Below are 17214 nucleotides of genomic sequence, written 5' to 3'. Positions count from 1 at the left end.
ATGGCGGTTGCCAAATTCTACCACCTGACGCGCGACCCGGTTGAAGCCTTGCTGCCGGTGCTGGTCGGCAAGGCCATCGAGATCGGGTTGCGCGTTGCGGTGCGGGGCACCGATCAGGCGCGGATGGAGACGCTGGACCGCACGCTCTGGCAGGGCGACGGATTTCTGCCGCATGGCATGGCAGGCGGTCCGCATGACGCGGACCAGCCGTGCCTGTTGGTCTGGGATACGCGCCCGGCCGAAGCGTTGCCCAATACGCCGGGATGTCTGGTGACCCTTGACGGGGCCGAGGTGGCGGCACGCGAGGCGGCGGCCGTCGAGCGGCTTTGCGTGGTCTTTGACGGCACGGACGAAGACGCCGTTGTCCGCGCACGGGCGCAGTGGCGCAGCCTGACCGGCGCGGGGGTCGAGGCGGAGTACTGGAGCCGCGAGTCCGGGCGGTGGGAGTGCAAGGCGAAGCACCCGAAGTGAAGAACCCTGCGCAAGCCGATGGTTAGAAAGGGAATTCTGATCTTTGAGGCGAGCGCTGGCTGTGATCAGAATCCGCGCAATACGGTGCAGGAACCCGTACAGAAAAGCCCGGCATGTGTTCTTCTTCAGGGGATTCATGGCGCGATTCTGCTGACTTTACCTCTGCTGCGCTCCAGCCTGCCGCCAAAACATTTACCGAAGGTGAATCGCTGTTCCCGCGTGATGCGATGCCGGGCGACCGTTGGTTCGCAGCCGGAAAACTGTTGTGAAGGGATTAACGTCCGCGCGTAAGTCCTTGAAAAATATCAACCCGGTCAGCGGTCCCATCGTGGGACACCGCTTAACCCGCATTTAGATCCTCAAACCGCCAGCCGCGTCGGATCATCTCGTCCAGCATCGGTTCTGGCGTCCAGAGCTCGGCATCCAGCGCCGCCGCCGCGCGCAATTCGTGCCGCAAGACCATCGGCCCCAGCGCGTCGGCTTCGGCCAGCGGACCGCCGCGCCAGTTCGGCCAGCCCGCCCCCAGGACCAGCGCCAGATCCACATCCGAAGGGCGCGCGGCATGCCCGTCTTCCAGCAGTCTGGCTGCCGCGTTGACCACGGCCAGCAGGATCAGCCGCTCGACGGGCAGCGGCAGGGGTTCGCGTTCGGCTGCGACTGCGCCCTGATCCAGACCCGGCGGGACAATCCCTGTCGCCGTCAACTCGCCCACACTGACCCCGGCGGCCCGCAGACGCGCGGCAGCCTGCGCCGTTGCCCGGATCAACGGGGCCAGAAGCGGCCCGCCGCGCGCGCGCAACGGGGTGAGCCGCATCTGCAACGCCAGCCCGGCCACTACGTCGACGGCAGCCGCCTTGCTGCTGACGATCTCGCACAGCCGGGTCGGGCGGGTCGGCGCGGGCACGACAGTGACCGCGCGGGGGTGCCGCTCGCCCGCCGGTGACCACAAGGCGAGCGGCACCGTGTCGGGCAGTTGCGCCGCCAGCCAGTCGATATGCGCCGCATCGGCCAGCGCCACGCCGATGGGCTGATCCGGCTCCAGCGCCAGACGGCCTGAGACGCGGGTCCAGTCGGCTTCGGCCTCGGCCTCGGTCAGGCGCCCCGCTTCGACCAGATCCAGCTGTGCCTCGGCGACGGTTTCCAGCGCATCGGCCAGGGTAGCGCGGTCGCGTCCCATCAGGATCACCGGCGCGCCTTCGTGCAGCATCACCGGCACCCACCGCGCGGCCTGTTCCTTGTCCAGCGCAACGATGACCGCGCCGCTGGCCGGGCGCGGGACCGGGTGCAGGGCACGGCGCGCGGCCCGTGCGAGATGGGCCAAGGCCCGGGCCTCGGGGCGGCGGGCGGCGTCGGCGGCGCGGATGACGGCAAAGTCGAGCGCCTGTTCGGGGGGCAGCAATTGCGCCGCTTCGATACAGTCGACCAGCCAGTGATCGGCCATCGAGGCGCTGAGAAACGGCGCGGGCAGGGCGGCCCGGGCCTCGGCCACGGCGGTGCGGAAGCGGGTCGCATCGGCCAGACCGGGGCGCGGATCTGCAACGCTGGTGCCATCGGCCAGCGCCAGCGCGCGGGTGATCGCGGCGGCCAACAGCCCTTCCTTGTGCACGGCGTCGATCAGACCGGCTTTGTGTGCCTTCTCCGCCGACCACACCGCGCCGTTCATCAGGCGCAGCGCCGGGCCGGCACCGACGCGCCACGCCAGCCGTACCGGTCCGCCCGCAGGCGGCACGCGCCCGGCGCGCAGTTCGGGGCAGGTGAACACCGCCCGGGGACCGCACACGCGCCCCGCCGCCGCCAGCGCGACAATCAGCCCGCCCCCCGAGACACGCCCGCGCAGGGCACAGACCACGGGTTTGGGCGCGCGTTCGATCAGGGTGCACAGCGCGGCGAGCGCGGCAAGGCTGGCCGGGGTCTTGTGGCGGCCCGGTCCCGGCGGGGGCAGGTCGTCATGGGGGCCCAGACAGAAATCATCCGAGGAGGTCAGAACGATGGCGCGAACGGCGGTATCCGCCAGCGCCTCGGCCACCGCGGTGTCCAGCGCTGCGATCAGGCCGGGGCCCATGCGATTGCCGTCTGGTCCGCTCAGGACCAGCACCGCGACGCTGTTTCTATTGCGACGCGCGACAACAGGGCCTTGTTCCGCCTTCGGATCACTGTCGGTCGCGGGTTGACGGTTCACGACGCCTCCTGGCTACTGTTTCGTCATTAGACGAAAGAGCACGCAGGCTGACAAGACTTGCTGGTCAAATTGAGGCATAGTGTGGTGGCTCTGCCACCAAAATCATCAGCACTGGTTGAGGCTTAGGGCGCGCAGTCCCGGCAGAACGGGGTTGCAGGCAACAGGTCCAGCCGCTCGGCGGCGATGGGGGCGGCACAGGTCACGCAAACGCCGTAGCTGCCTGCGTCCAGCCTTGCGAGCGCCGCGAAGATCATGCGCAGCTCGGCGCGTCCGTCATCCCCGATCGAGGTGAGAACCTCATCGTTTTCGCGTTCGGTGGCCAGTTCTTCCCAGTCACGCGACTGGTGCGAGAGCAGTTCATCCTCGATCCCATGCAGACGCTGATCAAGTTCGGCCAGTCGGGCGATCAGTTGGGCTTTGCGGCGCGGCAGGTCATCGGCGGGCAACTGGGTCACGGGGGCCTCCTTTTGCTGGGTTACGCCAGTGTAAGAGGGGAGGGCAGCGGCGAGCATGATCCATATCAACCCCGCCCGTGGAAAAATGGCCCCGGACGGGGTGCCCTGCGTCGGTTCGCCACGCCGGGAAAAATAAACATTCAAATCTTGCAATGTGATTTTTGTTTGCTATATTACCCCCAACAGTCAGAGCAGGGAGACCGCGATGCAACCGGAAGTTTACGGCTTTTTCGACGAAGCGACCTTCACCATCACCTATGTCGTCCGCGACCCGTCCAGCACCAAATGCGCCATCGTCGATTCCGTGCTTGATTTCGACTATGCCTCGGGGCGGACCGATACCCGCTCGGCCGATACGGTGATCGCCTTTGTCAAAGAGAAGGGGTTCGAGGTCGAATGGCTGCTCGAAAGCCATGTCCATGCTGATCATCTCTCGGCAGCGCCCTATCTGCAGCAGGCGCTGGGGGGCAAGATCGGTATCGGTGAGAACATCAGGGTCGTGCAGGACACCTTCGGCAAGGTGTTCAATGAGGGGACCGAGTTCCAGCGCGACGGCTCGCAGTTCGACCGGTTGTTCAAGAATGGCGACAGTTTCCACATTGGCCAGATGCGCGGCGATGTGCTGCACACACCGGGCCATACGCCGGCCTGCCTGACCTATGTGGTGGGCGATGCGGCCTTTGTCGGTGACACGCTGTTCATGCCCGATTTCGGCACGGCACGCTGTGACTTCCCCGGTGGCTCGGCCGAGACGCTTTATGAGTCGATCCAGACGATCCTGGCGCTGCCCGAGGCGACGCGGATCTTTGTCGGTCATGATTACAAGGCACCGGGACGCGACGAATACGCCTGGGAAACCACCGTTGCCGAACAGAAGGCGTTCAACATTCACGTCGGCGCGGGCAAACCCGCCGAGGCGTTTGTGTCCATGCGTACGGAACGCGATTCCACGCTGGCGATGCCACGGCTGATCATTCCGTCGCTGCAGGTGAACATGCGCGCCGGGCAGATGCCGCCGCCGGAAGACAATGGTGTGAGCTATATCAAGGTGCCTATGAACCGGCTTTGAGCGTCACGATCAGCCCGGTCGGCACAAGAACCGGGCACTGAAACGGGAAGATAACCATGGATATCGATTGGATCTGGGGCCTCGTCGGGGGCCTCATGATCGGCGCTGCGGCGTCGTTCTATCTGCTGGGCAGCGGCCGGATCATGGGCGCGTCGGGCATCATCGGCGGTCTGGTCGACCGCTCGGGCTGGAGCACCTGGGCCGAACGGCTGAGCTTTATCGCGGGTCTGGCACTGGTGCCGATGCTGGTGCGCGGCTTCGCAGCCGAGCCTGTGCAGACCAACATCACCACCAACCTGTCGGCCATCGTCGCGGCAGGCCTGCTGGTCGGCGTCGGCACGCGGCTGGCCAATGGCTGTACCTCAGGACACGGGGTCTGCGGTATCTCGCGCCTGTCGATGCGCGGGATCATCGCGACGGTATTCTATCTCATCGCGGGCGGGTTGTCCGTGATCGTCTTCCGCCATTGGCTTTCGGTGATCTGACATGATGCGCAATCTCTTTTCTCTCTTCGCAGGCGGGCTGTTCGGCACGGGCCTACTGATTTCGGGCATGACCAACACCGACAAGGTGCAGGGCTGGCTGGACATTTTCGGTGACTGGGACCCGACGCTGGCCTTTGTGCTGGGCGGGGCGATCCTGCCGATGGCTGTCGCGTGGAATATCGCGTCACGGCGGGCGAAATCGCTGCTGGGCAGCCCGATCCCGGGCAAACCGGGCACCGAGATCGACGGCACTCTGGTGATCGGCTCGCTGATGTTCGGCGCGGGCTGGGGGCTGGTGGGGCTGTGCCCGGGGCCGGCCATTGCCTCGATCAGCTGGGGCGGGATCGGCGGTTTGGTCTTCCTTGCCGCGATGCTCGCCGGTATGTTGCTTGCACCCGCCGTGCGCACGCGTGTCACCGCCGTCGCCGCAGCGATCCGCTAACAAGCCAGGAGCCGCCCTTATGGACATCCGTCCGCTGACCGACAGCTACAGCGTCACCCCGCAAATCCTGCCTGAGGATATCCCGGTCATTGCCGCCGCCGGCTACACCACGGTGATCTGCAACCGCCCCGATGGCGAGAACCCGCCCGATCTGCACGCCGAGGCCCTGCGCCGCGCGGTCGAAACGGCGGGGATGGCGTTCGTGGTCAACCCGGTGGTGGGCGGCGCGCTGACCATGGAGAATGTCGAGGCGCAACGCGAGGCGATCGATGCCGGTGGCAAGGTGCTGGCCTATTGCGCGTCGGGCAACCGGTCGTCGGTTGTCTGGGCGTTGGCCAACGCCGGGCGGCAACCGACGAATGACCTGATCGCGACGCCTGCGCAATACGGCTACCAGCTTGGGCAATTCCGCGAACTGATCGACCGGCTGGCGAACGGGTAGGCGCGGCGCTCAGGGGCATCGAGCCCCTTCGCGCCGATCGGGGGCGCTGCCCCCGCCGGGCCGTGCCGGCCCGCCCCCGGGATATTTCAGGCATAAAGTTGGTTAAGGTTAACGCTCCGTTAAGCCGCAACTTTATGCTCTAAATATCCTCGGGGGGTGAATTCGCGACACGCGAAGAGGGGGCTGAAAGCCCCCCTTTTTTACGTCGCCACCAGCGCGCCGCTCACTCGCGGAAGCTGCGGCTTTCCTTGATCTGGTCCCAGGCCCAGACGACCTCTTGCAGGCGTTCCTCATCCGCGCGGTTGCCGCCGTTGAGGTCGGGGTGCAGGTCCTTGACCAAGCTCTTGTACTGCTTGCGGATTTCGGCGCGGCTCCAGGTGTCGCGCGCATCCAGCACTTCCAGCGCCTTGCGTTCTGTAGCTGGCAGTTTGCGCGTCGCCCCGTGCGGTCGGTTGCTGCCTTCGGGCCGGCGCTGGGTCGCCTTGTCACCCAGCACCTGAAACGGATCGTCGATGCCATGACGCGACCAGTCGCGCGCGTCGCCGTTGTCAAACGGCTTGGAGGCACGGCCCCAGACGCGGTCGCGTTCCATGGTGTCTTGCATTTCGCTCTCGGTCTGGCCCGAGAAGAAGTTCCACTTCAGGTTATACTCGCGCACGTGGTCCTTGCAGAACCACAGGTAGTCATCCAGCGCGTCGGGCGAGCGTGGTGCGCGGTACTTGCCCGGCAGACCGCAGCCCGGGTGCTGACACAGCCGGGCCGAGGTTTCGACCGCGCCGGACATCCCGCGCCGACCCTTGGTGCGCTTGGCCTTGTCTGTCGAAGCGCGGATATCAAAGTTGAAAGGATCGCGAGTCATAAGCCTGCCGATGGTATGTCTGGTGCCGCCGCAGGGGTCAGAATGACCGGCCTGCGAGTCGGAGGCGTTAGTGTACCTGTTTGCAACTGCAAAAGGAAAGGGCTGCGGGCAAACCGATCGCATGCAATCGCATCGGCACGCCTGATCGCCAGCGCCGCGTTTCAGTCAGCGGTGCCGGTCTCGTCTGCCGTGTTGAGCGGGCGCAGCACAGGTTCGGGGCGTTGCGCCGCGTCAGCGCGCAGCATCGCGCCTGAGCGGAACAGCGGTTCCTGACGGCGGGCGGCGGGTTCCGGCACCGGTTCGCGGCGCGGTTCCAGTTTGAGGCGTGCGGGCGCCTCACGCGGCTCGTCGCTTTGCACGGCCTCTTGCGCCGCAGCCAGCGCGGCACCGGCATCGGGCCGGGCAGCGCCCAGTTCGCGGGCAAACACCATCACCACCTGTTGCGAGACCCGCGCCGCGCCAAAGCGCGAGCGTTCTTCGCAGGGCAGCGATTCCGTGCGCAGAAACTGCCAGCCACCGGCGGCCTCGGCATTGATCCGCTCGGCCAGCGTGTTGGCAAAGCGGTCTGCGGTGGTCTTGAGACCTTTGGATTTCACCGCGCGCACTGGCGCGGGGACGACCTTGTATTCGAGCATTGGGTGTTCCGAAAGGTTTTGGGCGTTGTGCGGCAAACAGGTCGGATTTGCAAGCTGCGCCTGACCGGACCGGCTGACCGCCGCTTGCCCGGCCTGCGTGGTGATACCAGCGATGCGCGGGCTCTGCGCAGATTATTTCACCGTGGCCACAGCCATGTGATTGTCAGCTCAACCGGGCCGATGCTAGCGTGACCCGGCGATTTTACGCGGAGGGATTATCACTATGTCTGTTCGAGCTTTGACGGCTTCGGCGGTTTTCGCCGTTCTTCTGACCGCGCCTGCGTTGGCGCAGCAGCCGCTGACCGGTGTCGTGACCGGCTCTGATGTTGCCCGGATTACCCAGATCGCTGCCGTCTACGGCACGATTGACCGGCGCGAAGACGACGCAGGTGTCTGGCTGCGCGGCGAGATGGATGACACGGTTTATTCGATCTCGTTTCTGAACTGCAACGATCAGAACCAGAACTGCAACTCGGTCCAGTTTCGCGCCTGGTGGGAGTCCAACGGCGCGCATACCGTGGACGCGATGAACCGGTGGAACCAGGACAGGCGCTTTTCATCGGCCTATCTGGACAGTCGCGGCAATGCGACGATCGAATGGGACGTGAACCTTGCGCATGGTGTCCCGGCGGCCAATTTCGACGATTCCGTCCAATGGTGGCGTACCGTGATGCGGCAGTTCCGCGAGGAAGTCGTCGAGCCCGGCTTCGCCACCCAGGGCGGCGGTCAGTCGCCCAACTCCCCGTCACGCGACAAGTAAGCCGCTCAGCTTTCTTGCGATGCGCATTGGGGCAGGGCGCGGGTGAACTCGGCGATCTCGCGGCGTTTCGCGGGATCGCGCAGCGGCGGCCAGTCGGCAGCGACCCCGCCGCGATCCGTTACCAGCACACCGTCGCGCGACACCGCCGACGTGGCAATGCGCACAGCACAGCTCAGATTGGCCGCGCCATCATACAGGCCGTCTTCCGGCAACGCGCAGCCATGATAACGCGCCGTGGCCGGTGAGATCTGCAGCAAGCCGTGATACGCGCCGCCGCCGCCCGAGGCACGCGGGTTCCACGTGCTTTCAAACCGCGCCAGTCCCGAGAAGAACGCGACATAAAAGCCCGCGCGCTGGCTGGGGGTGGCATCGGCATACCCGGGGCAAAAGCTGTCGATGTCGTCGGGCACCGACACGACCATGGCGCTGCCATCGGTCAACAGGGCCTCGATCATGGCGGCGTTCCATACGGCCGCCTCAGGGCGGTGGTTCCAGCGGGCGGCGACTTCGGGCGTGGTCTGGTCGGCCGGCAGTGCAGCGCACGCGGCGACAAAAGGCAGGGCGAGAAGGGCGAGGCGCATCAAAGGATCCAGTGTTTGCTGGCGTCTCTCATGCGCCGCCACCCGATTCTGCGCAATCCATGGCAGGGATTGACGCCCGCGCCTGCGCGGAAACGCGCCGGGCGGATATCCGCCGCATGCTGATTTGGCAGCCTTCGGGGCGCAGGGCGGGGTCGACCACCTTACCGGCCGACAGCCAATTTGCAGACCGTTGGGTCTGACCCGCTGTTCGACGCGGGGCCGGTGGCGAACGGTCCGCGCTGATTGATCCGGCCTTGGTCAAGCGCGCGCACCGACACAACCCGCGCCAGCGCCGTTGGTGATCTGGGCCCGCGTTTCGGCCCAAAGCCGGGCAGCCCGTGCCGAAAACCGCTTTTCACTGCGGGCAAGGCGCACTAGAACCGGGACCGTGATTGCCAAGGACGGACCCCATGCTCGATCTCAGCTACGAAGCCCCCAAGCCCAAAGTGATTTCCGGTGCCACCGGCGACTGGGAACTGGTCATCGGCATGGAGATCCACGCGCAGATTTCGACGCAGGCCAAGCTGTTCTCGGGCGCCTCGACCACCTTCGGCGCCGAGCCGAACTCGAACGTGTCTTTCGTGGATGCGGCGATGCCGGGCATGCTGCCGGTGGTCAATGAATTCTGCCTTGAGCAGGCGGTCCGTACCGGGCTGGGCCTGAAGGCGCAGATCAACCTGCGCTCGGCCTTTGACCGCAAGAACTATTTCTACCCCGACAACCCGCAGGGCTATCAGATCAGCCAGCTCTATCACCCCATCGTCGGTGAGGGCGAAGTGCTGGTCGAGCTGGGCGCGGGTGTCGCGCGGCTGGTGCGCATCGAGCGTATCCATGTCGAGCAGGACGCGGGCAAGTCGATCCATGACATGGACCCGAACATGTCCTTCATCGACATCAACCGTACCGGCGTGCCGCTGATGGAGATCGTCTCGCGCCCCGATATCCGCGGACCGGAAGAGGCCGCCGCCTATGTGCTCAAACTGCGCCAGATCCTGCGGTACTTGGGCACCTGCGACGGCAACATGCAGAACGGCAACCTGCGGGCTGATGTGAACGTGTCGGTCTGCCGTCCGGGCCAGTATGAGAAATATCAGGCGACGCAGGACTTCGGCCATCTGGGCACGCGCTGCGAGATCAAGAACATGAACTCGATGCGTTTCATCCAGCAAGCCATTGATTATGAAGCCCGTCGCCAGATCGCCATCCTTGAGGATGGCGGCAAAGTCGATCAGGAAACCCGGCTCTACGATCCCGACAAGGGCGAGACGCGCTCGATGCGTTCCAAGGAAGAGGCGCAGGATTATCGCTACTTCCCCGATCCCGACCTGCTGCCTTTGGAGATCGAACAGGGCTGGGTCGATGATATCGAAGCCACCATGCCCGAGCTGCCGGACGCCAAGAAAACCCGTTTCATGGCTGACTTCGGCCTGACCGACTATGACGCCAATGTCCTGACCGCCGAGCTGGAGCACGCCGGTTTCTTCGAGGCCGTGGCCAAGGGCCGTGACGGCAAGATTGCCGCCAACTGGGTGATCAACGAGCTGTTCGGGCGGCTCAACAAAGAGGGCCTGAGCATCGACGCCAGCCCCGTTTCGGCGCAGCAGCTGGGCGGCGTGGTCGATCTGATCAGCAGCCAGGTCATTTCGGGCAAACTGGCCAAGGATCTGTTCGAGATCCTGTGGACGGAAGGCGGCGACCCGGCGCAGATCGTTGAAGACCGCGGCATGAAGCAGGTCACCGACACCGGCGCGATTGAAGCCGCGGTCGACGAGATCATCGCCGCCAACCCGGCGCAGGTCGAAAAGGCCAAGCAGAACCCGAAACTGGCGGGCTGGTTCGTCGGTCAGGTGATGAAATCGACCGGCGGCAAGGCCAACCCGGCGGCGGTCAACGCGCTGGTGATGGCGAAGCTGGGGCTGTAAGGCCCCGGTTTTGGGGCGCGCCGCTGTCTGTATCTGCCTGCGCGGCGGGCCTCATGCCGGTTCAGTGTCACCCCCGGCATTGTGCGCAGTGCCGGGCGCAAGGTGATCACGCCCGACCAAGCTCTCTTACGAGGGAATGCGGGCTATAACCTTGATCTCAAAGTCAAATCCCGCAAGCCAGTTGACGCCTATGGCGGTCCAGTTCGGATAGGGTGCCGTCGGAAATACACGCTGCTTTTCCGCCATGAACGCTGCGAACTGTGCGTCGGGGTCGGTGTGAAAGCTGGTGACGTCGATGATATCCGCAAAGCCGCACCCGGCCGCCGACAGCACGGCTTCGAGATTGGCGAAGGCCCGCGACACCTGCGCGGCATAGCTCGGCTCGGGGGTGCCGTCCTCGCGGCTGCCGACCTGCCCGGATATGAACAACAGATCACCAGAGCGGATTGCTGCGGAATACCCGTGGGCCTCATAAAGTGCGTGGCGGTTTTTCGGAAAGATGGGTTCGCTCTGTGCCATGACAGGCCTTTCTGCCCGATTGTTTCGGGCATGCGTGGATCGAGAGAAGCGCCAATGCAGGGCGCATTGGGCTTACCGTGAGGGGTGAGATCTGACATACAAGTCGTATGTTATTTCTGCTGGCATACGGTGCGTATGTCAACACACATACGCTCCGTATGCCAAAGGGAGGCGCGAATGGCCGCAAGAACACGGGCCGCGATGATGGAAGAAACCCGGACAAAGCTGATGGAATCGGCGCGTAAAGCCTTCGCTGAAAAGGGATTTTCCGCGACGTCGATGGACGACCTGACCGCTGCTGCCGGGCTGACGCGCGGCGCGCTGTATCACAATTTTGGCGATAAACGGGGGCTTCTGGCGGCCGTCGTGGATCAGATCGACGCGGAAATGGCAGCGCATGCGCGACGTCAGGCCGACTCGTCTGCAACATTGTGGGACGGATTGCTGGCCGAAGGTGCGGCCTATATCGAGATGGCGCTCGATCCCGAGGTTCAGCGCATCGTGTTGCTTGATGGACCCGCTTTCCTTGGCGACCCATCCCAATGGCCCAGCCAGAACCGCTGCCTTGAGGCCACCCGCGAGGCCGTCACGCAACTGCTGGCCGACGGTATCATCCGACCCGTCGATATCGAGGCCGCATCGCGGCTGCTCAACGGTGCCGCCCTCAACGCGGCACTTTGGGTCGCGGCCAGTGAAAATCCGTCGCAAACGCTGCCAAAGGCGAAGCTCGCGTTCTGCGTGCTCGCCGAAGGATTGCTGGTTGCTCGGCGATGAAAAGGCAAACTCTGGCGCAAATGGCAGCTTTCGGCGTTCATCAGCCGTCCTGATCAACACGATACACATGCGAATGGCGCTGTCGAACCGACACGTCACGGCTTGAGCATGCGTCAGGTCATTCACCGGCGGTGAAACGTAACCCGGCTTTGACGGCGGGTGATTGGTCGCCAACCCTGACCGTCTCGACCCAATGAGGGCTGTCTCGATAGAGCTGTAGACGCTGCGCCGCCACGTTCGACGCTGCCTTGTTATCCCACCGCATCCGCTCTAGCGTTTCCGTGTCGCGCGGTATGGATCGCGCAGGCAGGCTCCGTCGCAGTCCAAGGCTCCGGGCCATTCCCCCAGTCACAGGTGTCTCATGAAACTCAGCGCGCCGACCCAAGTCATTTTTCTGATTTCCCTCGCCCTCACACTCATCGGCGTGCTTGTCGCGCTGGCGGTCATCCCGGCCTTGCCGGTTTCCGCGTTCTGGATCGTTGTTGCGGGCTATGTCGTGCTGGCGGGCGGCTGCTTGCTCAAGCGGGTCTGATCGCGCCAAGCCACGCGTCAGGTGCTGTATTGGTAAAGGGCGGGTTAATCCCCGCCCTTTATCCGTTGATTTTGCTTAGTTTTCAAAATGTCCCATCAAGGGACACCCGGCGTTACGCAGGCAGATAGGCCGCCAGAGCGACCTCCAGCATCGCCACATCCGGCACCACGGTGATCAGATCGCGCAGAAAATCCGGCGCGAAGCCCTGCGCGATCACATGCTCGACCAGCGCCATCAGTGGCTGCCAGAACCCGTTCTGATCCACCAGCACCACCGGTTTCTTGTGCAGCCCGATCTGCGCCCAGGTGACGACCTCGAAGAACTCGTCCAGCGTGCCCGCACCGCCCGGCAGCACGACAATCGCGTGCGAGTTGGCGAACATCACCTTCTTGCGCTCGTGCATCGTCTCGGTGATCACCAGCGTATCCAGATCGGCCCGCGCCACCTCGCCCTGCATCAGATGCGTCGGGATTACCCCGAAGGTCTTGCCGCCCGCCGCTTGCGTCGTGCGCGCCGTCTCGCCCATCAGCCCGATATCGCCCGCGCCATAGACCAGCCGCCACCCGCGCCGCGCCAGCATCGTGCCGGTATCATGGGCGGCCTGCATCATGGCGGGATCGTTGCCGGGCCGCGAGCCGCAGAACACGCAGACCGAGGGAGGGAAGGCTGGCATGGGTGTCCTTTCGCAAGACCTTGGGGCAAGAATAAGTGTTCACCCATAGATACGGGCGTTGTATGAAGGGAACAAGAGCGGTCCCGACACGGGGAGACAAGGTTGATGTCGCGTTACCTGGTATGGATCCTGGGCAGTGGTACACTGGTCGCAGGCAGCGCGGTTGCCGTGTGGCTGGCCATGGGCATGCAGGACGATCGGGTCGCTGTTGCGCCGGACGCGACGCCGGCCACCCCCTCGGTTGCGCCCGAGCCAAGCACGCCGCCGGTGGCCGAAGAGCCGCCCGTTGTCGCCCCCGTTCCCCCCGGTTTTGGCGTCGTGCGCGTCGCACGCGACGGCGCGGCGCTGGTGGCCGGATCGGCAGCGCCGGGTGCGGCGGTGGTCCTGCGGGTCGATGGTGTCGAACGGGCGCAGACCTCGGCGGATTCAGCCGGGCAGTTCGTGGCGATCTTTTCGCTGGAGCCGTCGGACGTGCCGCAGGTCATGACGCTTGAGATGCTCGATGCTGCGGGGCAGGTGATTGTCGGCGAGGATACGGTGATCCTGACCCCGCGTCCGGCAGACATGCCGGTGCAGATCGCGGCAGTCGATCAGCCGGCAGCGGATGCGGTGGGACAGCAAACTGCGGTTGACGGTCTGCCCACGACCGAATCCCAAGCCGAGCCTTTGACCGCCCTGTCAGACGTCGCGACCTCCGGTGAGGCTGCGGACCCGGCCAGCGCCGGTGCCGCGGCAGTGCAGGCGCAGGGCGTTTCCGAAGAGGCGGCGACAGAGCCCGCACCGGTCGAGGTGGCCTCCGCGCTTGAAGCGGAACCGTCGGCACCCCCGGCCCGCGATGAACCGGCGGCCGAGGTCGCGACTGACACTCCTGCGCCCGAGAGTTTGCAGAGCAGCCCCGTCGCAGGGACCGAGAGTGCAAGCGCCACGCCAGACGACAGCGCGCCGGGCATCGACGGTCAGCGCATCGCGTCCGACGCGGATCAATCCACTAACGACCAACCGGCAGCGCAGGCACCCGTTCCGGGCGTGCCTGCCGCTGACCCGGCCGAGGCCGCGCCGCAAGAGGTCGCCTCGGCAGAAGCCGCGACGCGCCCGACCGGCGCTGCGCCGTCTGAAGCGGGTGCTGACACGCCGCAGGCCGCTCAAACGGCCGTGGCCAGCGCCGAGCCTGCGCAAGCGGATCCTGTGCCGGTGCCGGACCGTACCGCGCCCGAGGCTGCCTCTGAGCCGACCATGGTCGCCAGTGCCGAGAGTGCGCCCGAGTCCAGCCGCATGCCCTCGGCCTTCTTGCTGCGCGGCGACGGGCAGGTCACGGTTCTGGACCGCGCCCCCAGTGTGATGGACAATGTGATCATCGACTCGATCAGCTATTCTTCGGCGGGGGATGTGCAGATCGCAGGCCGCGCGGCGCGGGCCAATCCTGACGCCAATCTGCGCATCTATCTGGACAACCGGCCCATCGCCGTGGCGCAGGCCGAGAGTGGCGATTGGGCTTCGGACCTGCCGTCGATTGATCCGGGCGTCTACACGTTGCGGGTCGATCAGGTCGGCACTGACGGGCGGGTGGTTTCGCGCTTTGAGACCCCGTTCCAGCGCGAAGCCCCTGAGATCGTCGCCGCCGCGCAAGCCCGCGCGCAACAGGCGGCGCCCGTTGAGCAACCCGTGACAAGGACGGCGGCGGTTGAGCCTGAGGCGTCCGTCGCGACCCCCGGAGCCGCGCGCCCGGTTGAGAGCGCCGCGACGACTGCGCCGGAGGCCAGCACGTCCAGCACCGCTGCCGCGAGTGTGCAGGAATCCGACGCGCCTGCCGCCGATGTGACGCCCCCCGTGGCGACGCCGCTCGTGCAGGAAACCCCTGAGGCGGCACCTGCCGAGCCATCCCTCGCCGTCGTGGCAACCCAGACGCCGGGCGTCACCGCCACGGCACCGGCCAGCGCGCCGCCGACCGTTGCCGCGCCGCAGGTGTCACTGATCACCGTGCAGCCGGGCAACACGCTGTGGCATATCTCGCGTGAGCGTTACGGCGAGGGGGAGCGCTATGTCATCATCTACAACGCCAACCGCAGCCAGATCCGTGATCCCGATCTGATCTACCCGGGGCAGATCTTTACCTTGCCGACGGAATAAGCCCCCGGTGCACAAGGCGCTTGTGTCAGGCTGGTAAAGCCTGCGTGAAGGGATTACGTCTCTCTCCCACGCCAGCCCAGACAGCGAGCCCAATGTCCCGTATGCGAAACCGTCCCAGCTCGACCGCGCTGCCCTCCGACCCTTTGGAAACCGAGGCTTCGGGCCGTTCGACCATCGCCAAAGTCGCGCCGTATCTGTGGCCCGAGGGCGAGAACGGGCTGAAAATCCGCGTCGTGCTGGCAATGGTGGCGCTGATGGCGTCCAAGCTGATCGCGGTGGGAACGCCGATGATCTACAAGGCCGCCGTCGATGCGCTGGCGCCAAACCCGCTCGATGCAGGGTGGCTGGTGGGCGTCGGCGCGGTGGGGCTGACCATCGCCTACGGCATGGCGCGGCTGATGACCAACGGCTTCCAGCAATTGCGCGACGCGTTCTTTGCTGCCGTGGGTCAACGTGCGCTGCGGCAACTGGCGCTGGAGACGTTCACGCATATCCACCGCCTGAGCCTGCGCTATCACCTGACGCGCAAGACCGGGGGCCTCAGCCGGGTGATCGAGCGCGGGGTGAAGGGCGTCGATTTCCTGCTGCGCTTCCTGCTGTTCTCCATCGGACCGCTGGTGCTGGAACTGCTGATGATCGGCATCGTCATGCTGGTGCTGTTCGACGCCTGGTATCTGACGGTGATCATGGTCACCATCGCGCTCTATGTCTGGTTCACCTTCACGGTGACCGAATGGCGGGTGAAGATCCGGCGCGAGATGAACGAGCAGGATACCGACGCCAACCAGAAGGCCATCGACAGCCTGCTCAACTTTGAAACCGTCAAGTATTTCAACGCCGAGAACCGCGAGGCGCAACGCTATGACAGGGCGATGGAAGGGTACGAGAGCGCCGCTTTGCGTACCGCCTATTCGCTGACGCTGCTCAACTTCGGGCAGGCCGCGCTGATCACCACCGGGTTGGTGGTGGTCATGGTGATGGCGGCCATCGGGGTGCAGAACAACACGCTGACCGTGGGCGATTTCGTCATGGTCAACGCCTACATGATCCAGATCACCATGCCGCTGAACTTTCTGGGCACGGTGTACCGCGAGATCCGGCAGGCGCTGGTCGATATGGGGCAGATGTTCGGGCTGCTCAATCAGGCGCCCGATGTGGTCGAGAAACCCGGTGCTGTACCGCTGCGGCTGGCCGGTGGGCATGTGCGGCTGGACGATGTGACATTTTCCTATGAGACCGAGCGCGCGATCCTGAAAGGCGTGAGCATCGACGTGCCCGCCGGGCAGACCGTCGCGCTGGTCGGGCATTCGGGCAGCGGCAAATCGACCATCGGGCGGCTGTTGTTCCGCTTTTATGACGTGAGCGGCGGGGCGCTGACCATCGACGGGCAGGATGTGCGCGACGTGACGCTGGACAGCTTGCACGCGGCGATTGGCGTGGTGCCGCAGGATACCGTGCTGTTCAACGATACGATCTATTACAACATCGCCTATGGCAAGGACCACGCGACGCGCGACGAGGTCGAGGCGGCGGCGCGCTCGGCCAGGATCCATGACTTCATCATCAGCTTGCCGCAGGGTTATGAAACGCAGGTCGGCGAGCGCGGGTTGAAGCTGTCGGGCGGCGAAAAGCAGCGGGTGGGGATTGCCCGGACGCTGCTGAAGAACCCGGCGATCCTGCTGCTGGATGAGGCGACCTCGGCGCTGGATACGCAGACCGAGCATGACATTCAGGACGCGCTGGCCGCGATGGGCAAGGGGCGCACGGTGATCACCATCGCGCACCGGTTGTCCACGGTGGTCGATGCCGACCGGATCGTGGTGCTGGAGGCGGGCGAGGTGATCGAAGAGGGCACCCATGCGCAGCTTCTGGCGCTGGGGCAGCGCTATGCGGCGATGTGGGCGCGCCAGTCGCATGAGGGCAGCTCGCATGTCAGCGTGAGCACCCCGCTCTGAGCGGGCGCGAAAACGCCGCGCTCAGGCCCCCGCAAGGGGAGCCTTCGCGCGGCGTGTCGGGGCTTTGCCCCTCCGGCGCTTTGTGGGTCAGCTGCGCGAAATCGGGCAGGTCGAGACGCCGAATATCCGGTAGAGCGGGCAGGTGCCCATCAACCCGGTGACCAGCGGGATGATCCCCACCAGATACAGCCAGCGCAGGCTGGCGTCGGGGTTCAGGAAGAACCCGGCCAGCAGGGCCAGACCCAGGACGATGCGAAGACCGCGGTCGATTGTGCCGACATTGCGCGAGAACATGGGGAAACCCTTTCCAGATTTGTGCCACATCGAAAATAGC

At 65.3% G+C, this 17214-nt stretch carries 19 protein-coding genes; 11 read left to right on the top strand and 8 right to left on the bottom strand.

Annotated elements, in window-relative coordinates:
* Entirely contained in the window at positions 1 to 471 is a 471-nt protein-coding gene (locus tag OKW52_RS15110; protein WP_264506443.1) for a DNA polymerase III subunit chi, read from the top strand.
* Between the two features lie 340 nt (positions 472 to 811).
* Here OKW52_RS15110 and OKW52_RS15105 read toward each other — a convergent pair whose 3' ends face one another.
* Complete coding sequence (locus tag OKW52_RS15105) at positions 812 to 2650, bottom strand: enoyl-CoA hydratase-related protein (RefSeq protein WP_264506442.1); 1839 nt, start codon at positions 2648 to 2650, stop codon at positions 812 to 814.
* Between the two features lie 122 nt (positions 2651 to 2772).
* Positions 2773 to 3105, bottom strand: coding sequence for a TraR/DksA family transcriptional regulator (locus OKW52_RS15100; RefSeq protein WP_264506441.1), 333 nt, complete (start codon positions 3103 to 3105; stop codon positions 2773 to 2775).
* 205 nt (positions 3106 to 3310) lie between these two features.
* Between OKW52_RS15100 and OKW52_RS15095 the strand changes: the two genes are divergently transcribed.
* The 4 genes from OKW52_RS15095 to OKW52_RS15080 are packed head-to-tail and all read left to right on the top strand — an operon-like array spanning position 3311 to position 5543.
* Positions 3311 to 4174: an MBL fold metallo-hydrolase gene (locus tag OKW52_RS15095; protein WP_264506440.1), complete on the top strand. Its 864-nt coding sequence runs from the start codon at positions 3311 to 3313 to the stop codon at positions 4172 to 4174.
* Between the two features lie 56 nt (positions 4175 to 4230).
* On the top strand, positions 4231 to 4659 hold the full coding sequence (locus OKW52_RS15090; RefSeq protein WP_264506439.1) for a YeeE/YedE family protein: 429 nt from the start codon (positions 4231 to 4233) through the stop codon (positions 4657 to 4659).
* Position 4660: 1 nt separating this feature from the next.
* The gene (locus OKW52_RS15085; RefSeq protein ID WP_264506438.1) at positions 4661 to 5101 is read left to right on the top strand and encodes a DUF6691 family protein; all 441 of its coding nucleotides are present in this window, start codon (positions 4661 to 4663) and stop codon (positions 5099 to 5101) included.
* Positions 5102 to 5120: 19 nt separating this feature from the next.
* Positions 5121 to 5543 carry a TIGR01244 family sulfur transferase gene (locus OKW52_RS15080; RefSeq protein WP_264506437.1) on the top strand — a complete coding sequence of 141 codons (423 nt, stop codon included), beginning with the start codon at positions 5121 to 5123 and terminating at the stop codon, positions 5541 to 5543.
* 223 nt (positions 5544 to 5766) lie between these two features.
* Here OKW52_RS15080 and OKW52_RS15075 read toward each other — a convergent pair whose 3' ends face one another.
* Positions 5767 to 6402, bottom strand: coding sequence for a J domain-containing protein (locus tag OKW52_RS15075; protein WP_264506436.1), 636 nt, complete (start codon positions 6400 to 6402; stop codon positions 5767 to 5769).
* Positions 6403 to 6563: 161 nt separating this feature from the next.
* On the bottom strand, positions 6564 to 7037 hold the full coding sequence (locus OKW52_RS15070; protein WP_264506435.1) for a DUF4177 domain-containing protein: 474 nt from the start codon (positions 7035 to 7037) through the stop codon (positions 6564 to 6566).
* A gap of 223 nt (positions 7038 to 7260) precedes the next feature.
* Between OKW52_RS15070 and OKW52_RS15065 the strand changes: the two genes are divergently transcribed.
* A complete protein-coding gene (locus OKW52_RS15065) occupies positions 7261 to 7797 on the top strand; it encodes a YbjN domain-containing protein (RefSeq protein WP_264506434.1) in 537 nt (178 codons plus the stop codon).
* A gap of 5 nt (positions 7798 to 7802) precedes the next feature.
* Here the strand turns inward: OKW52_RS15065 and OKW52_RS15060 are convergent, their stop codons facing one another.
* On the bottom strand, positions 7803 to 8378 hold the full coding sequence (locus tag OKW52_RS15060; protein WP_127107439.1) for a lytic transglycosylase domain-containing protein: 576 nt from the start codon (positions 8376 to 8378) through the stop codon (positions 7803 to 7805).
* A gap of 410 nt (positions 8379 to 8788) precedes the next feature.
* Here OKW52_RS15060 and gatB point away from each other — a divergent pair, with 410 nt between their 5' ends.
* The gene (gatB, locus tag OKW52_RS15055) at positions 8789 to 10300 is read left to right on the top strand and encodes an Asp-tRNA(Asn)/Glu-tRNA(Gln) amidotransferase subunit GatB (protein WP_264506433.1); all 1512 of its coding nucleotides are present in this window, start codon (positions 8789 to 8791) and stop codon (positions 10298 to 10300) included.
* A gap of 126 nt (positions 10301 to 10426) precedes the next feature.
* Here gatB and OKW52_RS15050 read toward each other — a convergent pair whose 3' ends face one another.
* A complete protein-coding gene (locus OKW52_RS15050; RefSeq protein WP_264506432.1) occupies positions 10427 to 10819 on the bottom strand; it encodes a RidA family protein in 393 nt (130 codons plus the stop codon).
* A 177-nt stretch (positions 10820 to 10996) separates the two neighbouring features.
* On the opposite strand from OKW52_RS15050, the gene OKW52_RS15045 reads away from it, so the two are divergent.
* The gene (locus OKW52_RS15045; RefSeq protein ID WP_264506431.1) at positions 10997 to 11593 is read left to right on the top strand and encodes a TetR/AcrR family transcriptional regulator; all 597 of its coding nucleotides are present in this window, start codon (positions 10997 to 10999) and stop codon (positions 11591 to 11593) included.
* 361 nt (positions 11594 to 11954) lie between these two features.
* Entirely contained in the window at positions 11955 to 12125 is a 171-nt protein-coding gene (locus OKW52_RS15040) for a hypothetical protein (RefSeq protein ID WP_264506430.1), read from the top strand.
* A gap of 112 nt (positions 12126 to 12237) precedes the next feature.
* Here OKW52_RS15040 and OKW52_RS15035 read toward each other — a convergent pair whose 3' ends face one another.
* Positions 12238 to 12798, bottom strand: coding sequence for an LOG family protein (locus OKW52_RS15035; RefSeq protein WP_264506429.1), 561 nt, complete (start codon positions 12796 to 12798; stop codon positions 12238 to 12240).
* A 105-nt stretch (positions 12799 to 12903) separates the two neighbouring features.
* Here OKW52_RS15035 and OKW52_RS15030 point away from each other — a divergent pair, with 105 nt between their 5' ends.
* Positions 12904 to 14925: a LysM peptidoglycan-binding domain-containing protein gene (locus OKW52_RS15030; RefSeq protein WP_264506428.1), complete on the top strand. Its 2022-nt coding sequence runs from the start codon at positions 12904 to 12906 to the stop codon at positions 14923 to 14925.
* A 101-nt stretch (positions 14926 to 15026) separates the two neighbouring features.
* Positions 15027 to 16880, top strand: a complete 1854-nt coding sequence (locus OKW52_RS15025) for an ABCB family ABC transporter ATP-binding protein/permease (RefSeq protein ID WP_264507718.1) — start codon at positions 15027 to 15029, stop codon at positions 16878 to 16880.
* An 87-nt stretch (positions 16881 to 16967) separates the two neighbouring features.
* Here OKW52_RS15025 and OKW52_RS15020 read toward each other — a convergent pair whose 3' ends face one another.
* Positions 16968 to 17174, bottom strand: coding sequence for a YgaP family membrane protein (locus tag OKW52_RS15020; protein WP_264506427.1), 207 nt, complete (start codon positions 17172 to 17174; stop codon positions 16968 to 16970).
* Between the last annotated feature and the right edge of the window lie 40 nt (positions 17175 to 17214).

Origin of the sequence: Pararhodobacter zhoushanensis (genome assembly GCF_025949695.1) — a bacterium.
Taxonomy (GTDB): Bacteria; Pseudomonadota; Alphaproteobacteria; order Rhodobacterales; family Rhodobacteraceae; genus Pararhodobacter; species Pararhodobacter zhoushanensis_A.
The sequence above is the reverse complement of the archived record's forward strand: the minus strand, read 5'-3'. Positions and strand labels throughout refer to the sequence as shown.